Source organism: Bradyrhizobium sp. UBA2491 (assembly GCF_002341725.1).
GTDB lineage: Bacteria > Pseudomonadota > Alphaproteobacteria > Rhizobiales > Xanthobacteraceae > Bradyrhizobium.
Map to the genome: position 1 here is coordinate 1 of NZ_DDOP01000044.1, position 14,620 is coordinate 14,620.

Genomic DNA, 14,620 nt, shown 5'->3' on the forward strand with positions numbered 1-14,620 from the left:
TTTGAACGCCGATTGACAGCCTATCCGGCGGCCGGCAATCTCGGCGGCGGCGGATTCATGACGATCGAGCTCGCCGACGGCCGCAAGACCTTCCTGGATTTCCGCGAAACCGCGCCGAAGGGCGCCACCGCCAACATGTATCTCGACAAGGACGGCAACGTCATCAAGGGACTCTCGACCAAGGGGCACCTTGCCGTCGGCGTGCCGGGCTCGGTGGCCGGCATGGAATATGCGCGCGAGAAATACGGCACGATGAAGCGCGCGGACGTGATCGCGCCGGCGCTGCAACTCGCGGAGGACGGCTTCGTGCTCGATCGCGGCGACGTCCAGATGCTGGACTCGTCGATCGACGATCTCCGCGAGGATCCGGCGTCAGCCGCGATCTTCCTCAACAACGGCAAGCCGTTCGCGGTCGGCGACCGGCTGGTACAGCACGAGCTGGCCGAAACCCTGCGCGAGATCAGCAAGCGCGGCACCGACGGCTTCTACAAGGGGTGGGTGGGAGCGGCGATCGTCGCCGCGAGCCAGTCCGGCAAGGGCCTGCTCACGCAGGAGGATCTCGACAGTTACAAGGTCCGCGAGCTGGCACCGGTCGAATGCGACTATCGCGGCTATCACGTGGTCTCGGCGCCGCCGCCGAGCTCGGGCGGTGTGGTGATCTGCGAGATGCTCAACATCCTCGAGGGCTATCCGCTCACGGAACTCGGCTACCATTCCGCGCAGGCGGTGCACTACCAGATCGAGGCGATGCGCCACGCCTATGTCGACCGCAACAGCTATCTCGGCGATCCCGACTTCGTGAACAATCCGCTCGAGCGGCTGCTCGACAAGAACTACGCCGCGAAGATCCGTGCCGTGATCGACCCTGCCAGGGCCGGCGTGTCCAAGGAGATCAAGCCCGGCGTTCCACCGCATGAAGGCAGCAACACCACGCATTATTCGATCGCCGACAAGGACGGCAACGCGGTGTCGGTGACTTACACGCTGAACGACTGGTTCGGTGCCAAGGTGACGGCGGCCAAGACCGGCGTGCTGCTGAACGACGAGATGGACGATTTCACCGCCAAGGTCGGCGTGCCGAACCTGTACGGCCTGGTACAAGGTGAAGCCAATTCGATCGGTCCCGGCAAGCGGCCGCTGTCCTCGATGAGCCCGACGATCGTCGCGAAGGACGGCAAGCCGGTCATGGTGCTGGGCACGCCGGGCGGCAGCCGGATCATCACGGCCGTGCTGCTGACGATGATCAATGCCATCGACTACGGCATGAATGCGCAGGAGGCCGTCGACATGCCGCGGTTCCATCAGCAATGGCTGCCGGAAGCGACCAATGTCGAGGATTTTGCGTTGTCGCCGGACACACGGAAGATCCTCGAGGGCATGGGCCATACCTTCGGACCGCCGCAGCCGGCCAACCACCTCGCGGTGATCATCATCGGCGCACCGTCGCTGGGCGGCAAGCCGGTCGGCGGCAACCGCTTCTATGGCGCAAACGACCCACGCCGCAATTCGGGGCTCGCCGCCGGCTACTGATTGTGGTGGGACGTCGCAGGACTGTACGGCGCAATCAAAGAGGCCGCCGCTGTGCGGCCGTGCCTGTCAGGTCATTCTCGCGTCAGGCCACGGCGGTCGATCTGCCGTCACCGTCCTGTCCACTCGTGAGCAGCAGGCGGCGGCGGATCGCGTCCTCGACCAGGGCGAGGGACTGCTTGGCCTCCCGCGCCTCGGCTTCGGCGGCCTGGGCCCGGTATTCGATCGCATCGAGTTGCTCCTGCTGCGATTCGATCCGCCGTCGGGCCTCTTCGAGCGCCCGGGACGCGTCCCTCAGCTTGCGCTCGGTGACGGCGATGATCTCGAGCTGGGCCTGTTCGGCGGCCTCGGCGCGCGCCTCGCTGGCGCGGGCCCTGTCCTCGATGAGACGGAACATGTCCGCCGCCTGATAGACGAGGTCCAAGGCCTCGGCGCCCGCCGCCGATGTCGGCGGTCTTGGGAAGCCGAGAACATTCTGGTCGGCCGTAAAAGGCCGTCTAAATCCGCGCAGTGCCATGGTATTCAGCCCGTCGCGAGTCAGCGTATGCCAACAACCTGCAGTAGTTATAGTTAACAAACCATTAGCGTGGCGTGGCGCTAGCGGCTGTCCACCGCTTTCTGCCGCAGCGCCGCTCATAGCGGCAGCCGGGTAGTGAGACCGAGATTCGAAGCCGCGCTTTTGTTTCGCAACTCAGCCGCTGCGCAAATGCGGCGATTGGAGTCAGGCAGACGATCCGACAGATGCGCGAATCGAGAAGCTGGGTTCCCGAGGGGATGGATGTATCGCCCTCGTCGCATCGCGCTGATTTGGTCGTGCGGCGAAGCCCGGCTCTATGGCATAAGTTTGACGTTTGGCTTGCTTAAATTCTCCTGCGTCGAATTGCAGGTCCGGGGAGCGACCGATATACCGGACCGCCTAAGTGGCAGGCAGCTGGCTCAGAATGAGCGGCGTATTCGCCACGGAAATCTGGTCGAATGAAATTTCTGTTGCGGTTCTTCGGGTTCCTGTTCACCGCGGGAACCATCATGTTCCTGGCCGGTCTGGCCGCGGTGGCGGGGTTGTTCTGGCATTTTTCCAAGGACCTGCCCGACTATTCGCAGCTCCAGAACTACGAGCCGCCGGTGATGACGCGCGTGCACGCGGCCGACGGCTCGTTGCTCGGCGAATATGCCAAGGAGCGCCGGCTGTACCTGCCGATCCAGGCGGTGCCGAAGCTCGTGATCAACGCCTTCCTGGCGGCCGAGGACAAGAATTTCTACGAGCATGGCGGCGTCGACTACACCGGCATGGCGCGCGCCGGCGTCGCCTACATCCAGAACTTCGGTTCCAACCGCCGCCCGCAGGGCGCCTCCACCATCACCCAGCAGGTCGCCAAGAACTTCCTGCTGACCAACGAGGTGTCGTTCTCGCGCAAGATCAAGGAAGCCCTGCTGGCGATGCGAATCGAGCGGGCCTATTCCAAGGACAAGATCCTCGAGCTCTACCTCAACGAAATCTATCTCGGACTCGGTGCGTACGGCATCGCGGCGGCCTCGCTGGTCTATTTCGACAAATCGGTCAACGAACTGACGGTCGCAGAGGCGGCGTATCTGGCGGCGTTGCCGAAAATGCCGGCGAGCCTGCATCCGGTGCGCAACCATGCGCGCGCCGTCGAGCGGCGCAACTATGTGATCGATCGCCTGCAGGAGAACGGCTGGATCACCGCCGCCGACGCCGACAAGGCGCGCAAGGATCCACTGGTCGTCACCAATCGCAGCAGCGGCGCGCATACCTTCGCCGGCGAGTATTTCTCCGAAGAGGTCCGCCGCGACATCTTCGAACGCTATGGCGAGAAGAAGCTTTACGAAGGCGGCCTGTCGGTCCGCACCACACTCGATCCCAAGATCCAGGTGATGGCGCGCAAGACCATGGTGGCGGGGCTCGTGAACTATGACGAGCAGCAGGGCTATCGCGGCGCGATCCAGAAGCTCAGCCTGACCGGCGACTGGGGCGTGCCGCTCGCCGAGGTCAAGTCGCTCTCCGACATCTCGCCGTGGCGAATGGCGGTGGTGCTGGAGAGCAACGACCAGTCGGCGCGGATCGGCTTCCAGCCCGGCCGCGAACTGGGTGGCGCCATCAGCAAGCAGCGCGAAACCGGCATCGTCACGCTGGAAGGCGTGCGGTGGGCGAGGGCAACGTCCGGCCCGTACAAGGGCAAGACGCCGACCGCGGTGGCGCAGGTGTTGCAGCCCGGCGACGTGATCTACGCCGATCCGCTGTTCTCCAAGGACGGCAAGCCCGTCGAGGGCCAGTACCGGCTGCGCCAGGTCCCAGAACTGTCGGGCGCGATGGTGGCGATGGATCCGCACACCGGCCGCGTGCTCGCGATGGTCGGCGGCTTCTCGTTCGACCAGAGCCAGTTCAACCGCGCGACGCAGGCCTACCGGCAGCCCGGTTCGACCTTCAAGCCGATCGTCTATTCGTCGGCGCTCGACAACGGCTACACCGGATCGACGGTGATGATCGACGGCCCGATCGAGATCGACCAGGGGCAGGGCAACATCTGGCGTCCGGAGAACTTCTCGACCGGCAAATATCAGGGCCAGGTCACGCTGCGCAACGCGCTGCGGCTGTCGCTCAACACCGTGACGGTGCGGCTCGCGCAGGAGATCGGCATGCCGCTGATCGGCGAGTACGCCAAGCGGTTCGGGGTCTACGACGAGCTGCCGAACTATCTCGCCTATGCGCTCGGCGCCGGCGAGACCACGGTGATGCGGATGGCGACGGCCTATTCGATGATCGCCAATGGCGGCCGCCGCGTGAAGCCGACCCTGATCGACCGCATCCAGGATCGCTACGGCCACACCATCTTCAAGCACGACCAGCGCGAATGCCGCGGCTGCGATGCGCCGGAAGGCTGGAAGAACCAGCCCGAGCCGCAGCTGATCGACCACCGCGAGCAGGTGCTGGACGCCATGACGGCCTATCAGATCACCTCGCTGATGGAGGGCGTGATCCAGGCCGGCACCGGCACCGCGCTGAAGGAGGTCGGCAAGCCGCTCGCCGGCAAGACCGGCACCTCGAACGAGGCCAAGGACCTCTGGTTCGTCGGCTTCTCGCCGGATCTCGTGGTCGGGCTCTATGTCGGCTATGACAAGCCGCGTTCGCTCGGCCGCACCGCGCAGGCCGGCCGGACCGCGGCGCCGATCGCGCGCGACTTCCTGAAGCTCGCGCTGGCCGACAAGCCGGCGACCCCGTTCAAGCAGCCGGTCGGCATCCGCCTGGTGCTGGTCGATGCCAAGACCGGCCTGCGTGCCGCGCCGGGCCAGAACCGGGGCGTGGTGCTCGAAGCCTTCAAGCCGGGCCAGGCACCGCCGGTCTATGACAACAACATGGTCCCGGGCACCGATGTCATCGACGGCACCCAGGCCGGCATTTCGCCGGACGCGGATCGCGCCGTGATGCGGTCGGGAACGGGCGGGCTGTACTGAGCCCGTCAGGGTCCGACCAACCAGTCCGGCGCGCCGCCGTCACAACGGCGGACGCGCCGCAACCTGGCAGCGACGTCATATCGTCGCTTTGATCGGACGCAGATAGCGCTGGGCTTCAGGCGAGGCCATGAACGGCACATTATCCAGCTCCGGCTTGACGGCGAGCGCGCGAACGTTCTTCGGCGACAGGCCGAAATATGTCTTGAACGCCCGCGTGAACGCGGAAGGGTGACTGAATCCGAACTCGAATGCGAGCTGTGAGATCCGTGGGCGCGGCATCAGTGGATCGGTCATGCGGCGGAATGCGTAGCGGAGCCGCCGCTCCATGATGTAGGCGCTCACTCCGCCGAGCGGCTCGAATGCGCGATAGAGCGTCGAACGGGTCACGCCGAACTCGTCGAGGAGCGTCTTCGGCCCGAGCGACGGCTCGGCAAGGCGTCGCTCGATCGTGGCCTTCATGGCGACGAGCGAGGCGCCGCCGCCGGCATTCGCACTGACGTGGTCTCGCGACAAGGTCTCCAGGCATGCGGCAACCATCTGGATGATCGCATCCGCGATCGGACGTGCCTCGACCTGCTTCATCGCCGGGCCGATCGCCATGCTGCCCTCCATCAAACCGAGCAGGACGCGCGTCAGCGCTCCAGGCGCAAGCACCAAGCCATGGGCGATCTCGAGCAGCGGACACAGCGCTTCGAGCTTGTGCCGGGAGACCGCCAGGCTGATGTTCTCGACGGCGGGCGCTTCGATCACCGTCTCCTGCGAGAGGTCGATGAACGCCAGCTCGCCCTTGTTGACGCGCTTTCTCGTGCCGGTCGTTTTGAGGACGAAGTGGCCGCTGGTGTAGCAAACCACCAGGATCTGGTCGTTCGCCGATTGCGCGATGGTCGCGAGGCTGCGCGTGAAGCGGCAGGCAGAGCTCTTGGTGCGCGATACCGTGACGTCGGGCAGGCAGAAGACCTCCGCCTCCGACCAGAACGGCGCTCGTTCGGCGGGGTTCGGAATCTCGAAGTCGAACACCGGCCGCATCATCTTGCGGTATGCGGCGACACTGCCGGCGTCGGTCTCAGGAAAATGCATCCCAAAGCAATCGATGCACGGAACGGGCTTTGCGGACAAGGGCAGCCCCCTTGGGCGAACTGGAAAGGCCATCTCATAGCCGAACGGACAGCCGCCGATCAATGCGACGCGCGCCTGAGCCGGCAGCCCGGGCCGCGAACTGGCGGTCCGTCTCAATTTTTTACCTGCCAGTCCCAACACGGTTCGTCGGTGTTGAACTCCGCTGAGATCGCCGCTGAATAGTGCCGGGCTACGGCTGCGCCGCCGTCAGCCACGTCGTTGCCACGGCACTCGGAATTTTTTGGAAACAGGAAGGCACTTAAATGGTTTTCAGACTCGCATTCAAAGTGACTGCACGGTCGACCATGATCGCGCTGGGGTTGACGATGGCCATTGCAGATCATGCATCCGCGGCTGTGTGTGGGGGAACGTTCTCGGCGACCGGCGGGGGAGTTCAGTGCACGGTCGGTCAAACGGGCCAATATCTCATCAACGCTGTCGGCGGCAGCGGCGGAGGCACCTCCAACAGCGCCGTACACGGTGGCTTCGGTGCCTCGGTTTCGGCTGAGTACTATCTCACGGCAGGTGAGGTCCTCGATCTCTACGTGGGCCAGGCTGGCGCATCGGCGCTATCGAGCGGCGGCGGTGGTGGCGGCTCGTTCGTCCTGATCGACAGTTCACGAACGGTCTTGCTGGTCGGCGGCGGCGGAGGCGGTGCGGGGTATAATGGCAATGGGACCAATGCCAGTTTGACACCTGATGGAACGGCAGCCTCTGTCAGCCAAGGGTATCCGGGCGGAGCGGGCGGAACGGGTGGCTACGGCGGCGCATCCAATGGAGGCTCTGGAGGCGGTGGAGGCATCCTGGGCAACGGCGCAACCGGCAACGGACCCAGTGGCGGAGGTGGCGGCGGTAAGGGGCTGACAGGTTCGCCCGTGCTTGCGGGCGGCGCTCCGCGCGACAGCATAAGTGGAGCAGGTGGATTTGGCGGCGGCGGTGGTGCCGGCGCCGGCACCGGCGCCGGAGGCGGGTATAGCGGCGGCGGCGGCACAACGAACTATGGTGGTTTCGGCGGCGGCGGCGGCAGCTTCGTGAACAACTCGTTCGAGGGCTACTTGTTCGTCAACCTGCCTGAATTGGCCAACACGCTGGGCGACGGTTTCATTACGATCGGCCTCGCGCCAAGCGTACCGGAGCCGTCGACCTGGGCAATGATGCTGCTGGGCTTTGCCGGTCTCGGATTCCTGGCGTTCCGCCGGCGCGCGATCACACCATTCGCCTGATTCGTACGCCACACCGGGTCGATGAAGCCGCCTTCGGGCGGCTTTTTCGTTCGCCGCCCATTCCGTCGATTCACTTCTGCTGGGCGCAGCTCGCGAAACAGGCCGTCTTTCCGAAGATGTATGAAATTTGCCGAGATGGGCTCCGCGATCGGCGGATCAGTCGCTGATCCCTGATGGGAATCTAGCGTTTGGCTGGGGAACCTGGATTCGAACCAAGACAAACAGAGTCAGAGTCTGTTGTGCTACCGTTACACCATTCCCCAAGAGCTTTCCATGATATCAACAGCTTAGCTGGATGTCTGGATATCTCGGTAGAGCGGGTCCGCCTGCCAAATCGGCGTCCGCGCGAGTGCGACCTTCTACCCGCTTGGTCCGGGGCTTGGCAAGCGTTGATGGCGGGCACGGACCCGAAAATCGCGAATCCCGTGAACTGTGGCCATCGTCGCATCGAGGGTGGATTCACCCGGCGCAATCCACCATGGTTTCGCGCGTGTGACCTGGGGTCTTGCGGCAGAGGTTTAAGGTGATGGACGAAATTCTGTATGCCCGCGAAGCATCGATCGGCGTCGACGAGTTCATCGAGGTGCTGCGCCAGTCGGGCCTCGGCGAGCGGCGTCCGCTGGGGGATACCGACCGGATGGCGCGCATGATCGCCAATGCCAATCTGATCGTGACGGCGCGGAAGGCGGGCACGCTCGTCGGCGTCTCGCGCGCGCTGACGGATTTCGCCTATTGCTGCTATTTGTCGGACCTTGCGGTCGATCGCCAACATCAGGGACACGGCATCGGCAAGCGCCTGATCGCGGAAACCCGGCGCCATGCCGGACCTGAGGCGATGTGCCTGCTGCTGTCCGCGCCCGACTCGATCGGGTTCTACAAGACGATCGGTATGCCGCAGCCGGACAACGCGTTTCTCTACAAGCGCGAGCGATAGGCTCGCGACCGGCTTCGCCGCCGTCCCCCTTCATTCGTCGACAATTGACTTCCTTGGTTGCGGCCGTAGCCCTACGCTGCCGCTGCAACCGAAGGAGCGAGCGATGGCAGACGGGATTCATTATACGTCGTTGATCAACGGTCATACGTTGTTCAAGTCCGAGCTCGGCGGCGTCACGCGCGTAAGCGCGAAGGAACTACCGATCCTCAATCGGCTCTCCATCAAGCGGCTCGTGCTGGCGGCGGGATCGATCCGCGCGCCGCATTGGCACGCGAACTGTGCCGAGCTTGGCTATTGCGTGTCGGGCCGGGCACTGGTCTCGATCCTCGGCAATGGCAGCACCTTCTCCGCATTCCAGGTCGGTGCCGGGCAGATGTTCCTGGTCGAGAGCGGAGCCCTGCACGCGATCGAGAACATTGGCGACGGCGAGGCGGAGTTCATCCTGGCGTTCCGTCATGAGCAGCCGGAAGATTTCTCGCTCGCGGGAGCCTTCGGCGCGATGACCGATGCCGTGCTTGGCAATGCGTACGGTATGCCGGCCGCGATCTTCGCCGCGATTCCACGAACCACCGATGGCGCCTATCTGCTCCGTCGCGAAGGACCGCCGCTCGTCCCGGCCTCAGCCGACCTCGGCAATCCGCACAAATTCGACGTCGAGCGCCAGTCGGCCCCGGTCGAACTCGGCTACGGCTCGGCGCGACTGGCGCGCGACCAGTTCTGGCCCGCGCTCAAGGACATCTCGATGTACTCGTTGCGCATCACAGCCGACGGCATGCGCGAGCCGCATTGGCACCCCGAAACGGCCGAGATGGGCTACGTGCAGAGCGGGCACGCGAAGATGACCGTTCAGAATCCCGACGGCTCGATCGATAGCTGGGAGCTGGCGCCGGGCGACGTCTACTTCATCCCGCGCGCCTATCCACATCACATCGAGGTGTTGGACAATGACGAGATCCACTTCCTGATTTTCTTCGACCAGCCGACCCCGGGTGACGTCGGATTCCGTGCTTCGACCTCGGCGTTCTCGGCACCGGTGCTGGCGGCGATGCTTGGCGTGCCGGTCGGCCGGTTGCCGCAATTTCCGCGCACCGTCGCCGATCCGCTGATCGTGCAGCGCGTCAATCCGGAAGGACATTTCGATCGGGGTTGAGCGGCGCGCCGCGATCGTCCCGAGGCTGACGGCTGCGCTGCACGGGCGATATATCCGTCATCGAACGGCGCTACCGTGCCGTATGAATTTCGGACGTTGCATCTTCATCCCCTGCATTGCCTGTCGCTTCATTGCCATACGGGCCGGCCTTTGCTGGCTGTTGCTGACCGTCTCCGTGAGCATTGGGGTCGGCGCCGAGTCCGGCACGACGATGCCGCTGCGCGTCGCGATCTACGATGTCGAGCCATATGGTGGAAAGGGCAGCGACGGCCTGTTCGATGGTGCTAGTGTCGAGCTTTGGCGGCGTGTCGCGGAGGATTGTCACTGGCCGTATCAGCTCACGCTGATCGCGCGGCTCGATGACTTGCTCTCGGGACTGGAAGCGCACCGCTACGATGTCGGGATCGGCGCCATCACGATCACGCCCGAGCGTCTGACGCGGGTCGACTTCTCGTATCCGACGCATCGGTCCGGCGTGGCCGCCGTGTTCGCGAAAAGGACCGGAGCCGCGTCCGCGTTCCATGACTATGGCACGGCCGCGGGCGAACTCGGGATTCTGATCGGCGCCATCTTCATCTTGCTTGCGATCATCGGCGTGCTGATGTGGTGGTTCGAGCGGCCGCATGCCGGCAAGGACGGTTCGACGGAAACCGCATCATCGGTGACGTCGTGGCACGAGGGCGTGTACTGGGCGGTGGTGACGATGACGACGGTCGGCTACGGCGACAAGACGCCGAAGACCCATCTTGGCCGCGCGCTTGCCGTGCTCTGGATGGTTGGAAGCCTGGTGCTGGTATCGCTGTTGACGACTAATTTGATCGCGCGGATCACCGTCAGCCGCGTCGAAGGCATTATTGCCAATCGCACGGGAGATCTGACCGGCAAGCGGCTCGTCGCGGTGTCAGGTTCGTCCGGCGCCGAATATCTCGATGACCAGCGCCTGGCCTATCAGAAGTTCGACAATCTGCCGGACGCGCTCGGAGCCGTCGCCTCCGGCAAGGCGGATGCCGTGGTCAACAGCATCGGCGCCCTGCAATATCTGGTCAGAACGCGCTTTGCGGATCGCCTTGACCCTCCGCACGGCGTGCTGGCGCCCGCCTATATGGCGTTTGCGCTGCCGATGAATTCCGAGTTGAAGCGGCCACTGGATCGCGCCCTGACCGTCGTCTCCGCGAGCCCCGAGTGGCGGTCGGTCGAGGACACGTATTTTGGTCAGTGAGAAGGTTCGCTGCGCGCACGTCGAGGCGCGCGAGGCCGTGACTACGCCATCTCCGCCTTCAGCAGTAGCAGCAGGCAATCGGCCAGCCGCGTCTCGATCTCCTTGTCGCGCAGCGAGAGCGGGCCAGGATCGTTGAGGATCGCGTTGACGAGCGTGCCGAGCACGACCTGGAAGCCGAAGGCGATGGCGCGGGTCTTCGCCGCCTTGCGGCCCTTGCCCATCGCACGCAACAGGAGAGGGGTGGCGTGCTCGGTGGTCGCACGCGCAAGGCTCTTGAACGTCGTCCACCTGTCCGGTCGGGTGTCATCGTGCTGGAGCGCCGCGCGCAGCACGCCCTCGTGGGCGCGGATCCAGCCGACCACGCCTGACACGACGCGGCGACAGAGGTCGTCGAGCGCGACATCGCTCGCGGGGCGATCCATCCGGGCCAGATGCCGCGCGCCGTCCTGCGCGGCGAGCGCGATCAGCGCGTTGAAATAGGCGTCCTTGCTCTCGAACCGGCTGTAGAAGGCGCCGACCGTGGCGCCGACCTTGCCGCACAGGGCTTCGATTGACAGTTCCGCGAGGCTCCGCGTCCGTAACAATTCGGCGCCCGCCCGAAGCAGCGCCAGCGTCGTCTCGCGGCTGCGCTTCTGGCGCGAGGGGGTGACGCCGGGAAGGTCGAACTGCTCCGAAAGCCGCGGCATTCGCGCTTGCATCTCCTGATTTCAATAATCATAATTCGGATTATGATTTGAGGCAATCCGCCGGGACGAACACCGGGGCAACCGCCGATGTCGGCGAGGACAGGGAGAGCGCCATGAGCGAGCATCGGATGCCGCCGTTCGGCGGCAGCATCGGCAAGACGGTCGCGACCTCGAAGCCGTGGTGGCCCGACGCGCGTCAGCCGCCGGCCGGCGCGCCGAACATTCTGGTCGTGCTGTTCGACGATGTCGGGTTCTCCGATCTCGGCTGCTACGGCTCGCCGATCCGGACGCCGACCATCGATCGGCTTGCTGCCGAGGGCCTGCGCTACAGCGGCTTTCACACCACCGCGATGTGCTCGACCACGCGCGCGGCGCTGCTCACCGGGCGCAACCATCATTCGGTCGGCGTCGGCTGCCTCGCCAATTTCGATTCCGGCTATCCGGGCTATCGCGGCAAGATCGCGCGCGAGGCGGGGACGCTCGCCGAGATGCTGCGGCAGCACGGCTATCGCAACTACATGGTCGGCAAATGGCATGTGACGCCGCTGACCGAGAGCGGCGCCACCGGTCCGTTCGACGGCTGGCCGCTCGGTCGCGGCTTCGATCGCTTCTACGGCTTCCTCGACGCGGAGACCGACCAGTATGCACCGGAGCTGGTGTCCGACAACACGCATGTTGATCCTCCCGGCAATTACGGGACCGGCTACCATCTCACGTCGGATCTGGTCGACCAGTCGATCCGCTTCATCGCCGATCATGTGGCCGACCGTCCCGACCTGCCATGGCTGACCTGGCTTGCGCTCGGCGCCTGTCATGCGCCGCATCAGGCGCCGGCCGACATCATCAAGAGCTATGACGCCACCTTCGCCCACGGCTGGGATGTTGAGCGCGAGCAGCGGATGGCGCGGCAGAAGGCGATGGGACTGGTGCCGGCAGCCACCAGGATGCCGGCGCGAAACGACGGCGTAAAGGCGTGGGACGAGCATTCCGCCGACGAGCGGCGCGTGTTCACGCGGTTGCAGGCGGCCTATGCCGGCATGCTCGACCATGCCGACCAGCATCTGGCGCGGCTGATCGGATTTCTCGACACGGCCGGCATCCGCGACAACACGCTCGTGGTCGTGATGTCGGACAATGGCGCCAGCCAGGAGGGCGGCCCGCTCGGCTTCGTCAATGCGATGGGGCCGTATAATTTCCGGCCCGAGCCGGTGCCTGTCAAATTGCAGCGGATCGACGACATCGGCGGGCCGGACACGCACTCGAACTTTCCGCATGGCTGGGCCATGGCCTCGAACACGCCGTTGCGGCGCTACAAGCAGAACACCCATGGCGGCGGCATTCGCGATCCCTTCGTGATGAGCTGGCCGAAGCGCATCAAAGCCAAGGGCGAGCTGCGCCATCAGTTCGTCCATGCCTGCGACCTGACGCCGACGCTGCTCGATTTGATTGGCGTCTCCGCGCCGGCCGAGATCGGCGGCTGTCCGCAAATGCCGCTCGAGGGCGAGAGCTTTGCCAGCTCGATCGATGACGCGTCGGCGCCGTCGAAGACGTCGGCGCAGTATTTCGAGATGTTCGGCCATCGCGGGCTCTGGAAGGATGGCTGGAAAGCAGTGTCGTTTCATCCGTCAGGCACGCCGTTCGAGAACGACAAATGGGAGCTGTTCCATCTCGATCGGGACTTCTCCGAGGTGGACGACCTCGCGGCCACGGAGCCCGAGCGCCTCGAGCAGATGATCAAACTGTGGTGGAGCGAGGCGGAGGCGCACAACGTGCTGCCGCTCGATGATCGCTTTGGACCGCGGTTTGCCGAGAATGCGGCACGCTTCCACGGCGCGCGGACGAAATTCACCTTCCATGCCGGCATGGGGCACGTGCCGACCGATGTCGCGCCCGACGTGCGCAGCCGCAGCTACAGCATCGAAGCGCAGGTCGAGATCGGGGACGGCGGCGCCGAGGGCGTCCTGATCGCACATGGCGATGCCACCTCGGGCTACAGCCTCTACATCAAGGACGGCTTTCTGGTGCACGACCTGAATGTCGGCGGCGGCCACGAACTGGTGACGTCAAGCCGCAAGGTGGCTGCGGGTGCGCACCGGCTCGGCGTGCATGTCGAGCGGCTGCTGCGCAAGGAGCCGCCGGCCAAGGGCGCGCGGACCGGCGTCAGCGAATACACGTTGACGATCGATGGCGAGCCGGTCGGATCGATGCAGACCCAGCTCGGCTTCCACAATTTCATCTCATGGTCCGGGCTCGACATCGGGCGCGATCGCGGCAGTCCGGTCTCACGCTACGAGGCGCCGTTCGAGTTCACCGGCAAGCTGTTGCAGGTGACGGTCGTCATGCATGACGACCAGAAGCTCGACGGCGACGGCGTCGGCAATGCGCAGATGGCGCGGCAGTAAGGCGCCGCGCTACTTGATCCTGTCGTAGACCGTCGCGAAGTCGGCCAGCGGCATCGGGATGCTGATGGTCTCCTTGCCGAGATTCTGGAACGAGACCTTGAGTTGCTTGCCCGATTTCAGCTGGGCCAGGACGTCGGCGGCGATCGGCGCGTTGATGTAGCAGCCGCGCGCTTCGCAGGTCTGGATCGGCACATCGACGGCCTTGCCGTCGTCGACCTGCAGCTTGGCGCCGGCCGGCAGGTTCAGTCCGAGCGGCAGCTGGACCAGCGCGACCGGTGTGCGGGTGTCGCCGGGGACGCGGATGTTGACCAGCACGATGAGCTGGCCGGTCTTGGTGAGCACCGCGGTCTGTTCCATGGCACATTCGAGCGGCGCGTCGCGGCTCGCGCTGGTGCAGCGCGCAACCCAGCCGGTGTTGTTGCCCGAGCCATCGCCTTGAGGAGCGGGCGGAGCGGCCGCCGGAACCGGGGCGGGCGCATTCTTGCCCTTGGGTGCCTGGGCATGACCGGAGCCGACCGCGGCGAACACGGCCAACAGGACGGCGAGCGACGTTGCGACAATCTTCACGATACCGGCTCCGACATGAACATCTTTCGGATGTGCCGGGAAGCGGGCAAAGTCAAGTCACTCGGCGGCCTGCTTGACCGATCCGTCTTCGCCGTCGCCGGCGTCATGGTCCGCGCGCGGCGAGCGGCCCCAATTGGCAAACGCGTTGGAGAGCTTGTCGAGATAGAGATAGACGACCGGCGTCGTGAACAACGTCAGCGCCTGGCTGACGATCAGTCCGCCGACCATGGCGTAGCCCAGCGGCTGGCGGATTTCCGAGCCGGTGCCGGTCCCCAGCATCAGCGGCACGCCGCCCAACATCGCCGCCATCGTCGTCATCATGATC

The 14,620-nt window shown here is 65.1% G+C and carries 12 protein-coding genes and 1 tRNA gene; 7 read left to right on the forward strand and 6 right to left on the reverse strand.

The features are described from left to right. Window positions 1–1,530, forward strand: a 1,530-nt coding sequence (gene ggt, locus B2W55_RS14525; RefSeq protein ID WP_291532233.1) for a gamma-glutamyltransferase, incomplete at its 5' end; no start/stop codon positions are given. An 82-nt stretch (window positions 1,531–1,612) separates the two neighbouring features. Here ggt and B2W55_RS14530 read toward each other — a convergent pair. Then, a complete protein-coding gene (locus B2W55_RS14530) occupies window positions 1,613–2,044 on the reverse strand; it encodes a hypothetical protein (protein WP_024582213.1) in 432 nt (143 codons plus the stop codon). A 458-nt stretch (window positions 2,045–2,502) separates the two neighbouring features. On the opposite strand from B2W55_RS14530, the gene B2W55_RS14535 reads away from it, so the two are divergent. Further along, window positions 2,503–4,998, forward strand: coding sequence for a penicillin-binding protein 1A (locus B2W55_RS14535; protein WP_024582212.1), 2,496 nt, complete (start codon window positions 2,503–2,505; stop codon window positions 4,996–4,998). 75 nt (window positions 4,999–5,073) lie between these two features. On the opposite strand, the gene B2W55_RS14540 is transcribed toward B2W55_RS14535, so the two are convergent. Next, window positions 5,074–6,075 (reverse strand): helix-turn-helix domain-containing protein, encoded by a 1,002-nt coding sequence (locus B2W55_RS14540; protein WP_024582211.1) that lies wholly within the window; start codon window positions 6,073–6,075, stop codon window positions 5,074–5,076. Window positions 6,076–6,377: 302 nt separating this feature from the next. On the opposite strand from B2W55_RS14540, the gene B2W55_RS14545 reads away from it, so the two are divergent. Continuing rightward, window positions 6,378–7,337 carry a PEPxxWA-CTERM sorting domain-containing protein gene (locus B2W55_RS14545; protein WP_160306764.1) on the forward strand — a complete coding sequence of 320 codons (960 nt, stop codon included), beginning with the start codon at window positions 6,378–6,380 and terminating at the stop codon, window positions 7,335–7,337. Between the two features lie 189 nt (window positions 7,338–7,526). On the opposite strand, the gene B2W55_RS14550 is transcribed toward B2W55_RS14545, so the two are convergent. Next, window positions 7,527–7,600 (reverse strand) — tRNA-Gln (locus tag B2W55_RS14550). A gap of 263 nt (window positions 7,601–7,863) precedes the next feature. Here B2W55_RS14550 and B2W55_RS14555 point away from each other — a divergent pair. The 3 genes from B2W55_RS14555 (at window position 7,864) to B2W55_RS14565 (ending at window position 10,640) form a co-directional block, all read left to right on the forward strand. Continuing rightward, the gene (locus B2W55_RS14555) at window positions 7,864–8,271 is read left to right on the forward strand and encodes a GNAT family N-acetyltransferase (protein WP_024582209.1); all 408 of its coding nucleotides are present in this window, start codon (window positions 7,864–7,866) and stop codon (window positions 8,269–8,271) included. 103 nt (window positions 8,272–8,374) lie between these two features. After that, a complete protein-coding gene (locus B2W55_RS14560; RefSeq protein WP_024582208.1) occupies window positions 8,375–9,421 on the forward strand; it encodes a cupin domain-containing protein in 1,047 nt (348 codons plus the stop codon). Between the two features lie 175 nt (window positions 9,422–9,596). Next, window positions 9,597–10,640 carry a transporter substrate-binding domain-containing protein gene (locus B2W55_RS14565; protein WP_160306762.1) on the forward strand — a complete coding sequence of 348 codons (1,044 nt, stop codon included), beginning with the start codon at window positions 9,597–9,599 and terminating at the stop codon, window positions 10,638–10,640. A gap of 41 nt (window positions 10,641–10,681) precedes the next feature. On the opposite strand, the gene B2W55_RS14570 is transcribed toward B2W55_RS14565, so the two are convergent. Continuing rightward, complete coding sequence (locus tag B2W55_RS14570) at window positions 10,682–11,326, reverse strand: TetR/AcrR family transcriptional regulator (RefSeq protein WP_024582206.1); 645 nt, start codon at window positions 11,324–11,326, stop codon at window positions 10,682–10,684. A gap of 113 nt (window positions 11,327–11,439) precedes the next feature. Here B2W55_RS14570 and B2W55_RS14575 point away from each other — a divergent pair, with 113 nt between their 5' ends. Then, window positions 11,440–13,728 (forward strand): arylsulfatase, encoded by a 2,289-nt coding sequence (locus B2W55_RS14575; RefSeq protein WP_024582205.1) that lies wholly within the window; start codon window positions 11,440–11,442, stop codon window positions 13,726–13,728. A 9-nt stretch (window positions 13,729–13,737) separates the two neighbouring features. On the opposite strand, the gene B2W55_RS14580 is transcribed toward B2W55_RS14575, so the two are convergent. Together B2W55_RS14580 and B2W55_RS14585 are read right to left on the reverse strand one after the other, a co-directional pair. Beyond that, window positions 13,738–14,295 carry an invasion associated locus B family protein gene (locus B2W55_RS14580; RefSeq protein WP_024582204.1) on the reverse strand — a complete coding sequence of 186 codons (558 nt, stop codon included), beginning with the start codon at window positions 14,293–14,295 and terminating at the stop codon, window positions 13,738–13,740. Between the two features lie 57 nt (window positions 14,296–14,352). Continuing rightward, the coding region (locus B2W55_RS14585; RefSeq protein WP_291532234.1) for an efflux RND transporter permease subunit at window positions 14,353–14,620 on the reverse strand (268 nt) is incomplete at its 5' end.

What these genes read in the sequence shown, in the direction of transcription:
- B2W55_RS14555 (WP_024582209.1), top strand. Translation starts at nt 7,864, where the DNA reads ATGGACGAAATTCTGTATGCCCGCGAAGCATCGATCGGCGTCGACGAG.
- B2W55_RS14575 (WP_024582205.1), top strand. Translation starts at nt 11,440, where the DNA reads ATGAGCGAGCATCGGATGCCGCCGTTCGGCGGCAGCATCGGCAAGACG.
- B2W55_RS14560 (WP_024582208.1), top strand. Translation starts at nt 8,375, where the DNA reads ATGGCAGACGGGATTCATTATACGTCGTTGATCAACGGTCATACGTTG.
- B2W55_RS14545 (WP_160306764.1), top strand. Translation starts at nt 6,378, where the DNA reads ATGGTTTTCAGACTCGCATTCAAAGTGACTGCACGGTCGACCATGATC.
- B2W55_RS14570 (WP_024582206.1), bottom strand. Translation starts at nt 11,326, where the DNA reads ATGCCGCGGCTTTCGGAGCAGTTCGACCTTCCCGGCGTCACCCCCTCG.
- B2W55_RS14530 (WP_024582213.1), bottom strand. Translation starts at nt 2,044, where the DNA reads ATGGCACTGCGCGGATTTAGACGGCCTTTTACGGCCGACCAGAATGTT.
- B2W55_RS14540 (WP_024582211.1), bottom strand. Translation starts at nt 6,075, where the DNA reads ATGCATTTTCCTGAGACCGACGCCGGCAGTGTCGCCGCATACCGCAAG.
- B2W55_RS14535 (WP_024582212.1), top strand. Translation starts at nt 2,503, where the DNA reads ATGAAATTTCTGTTGCGGTTCTTCGGGTTCCTGTTCACCGCGGGAACC.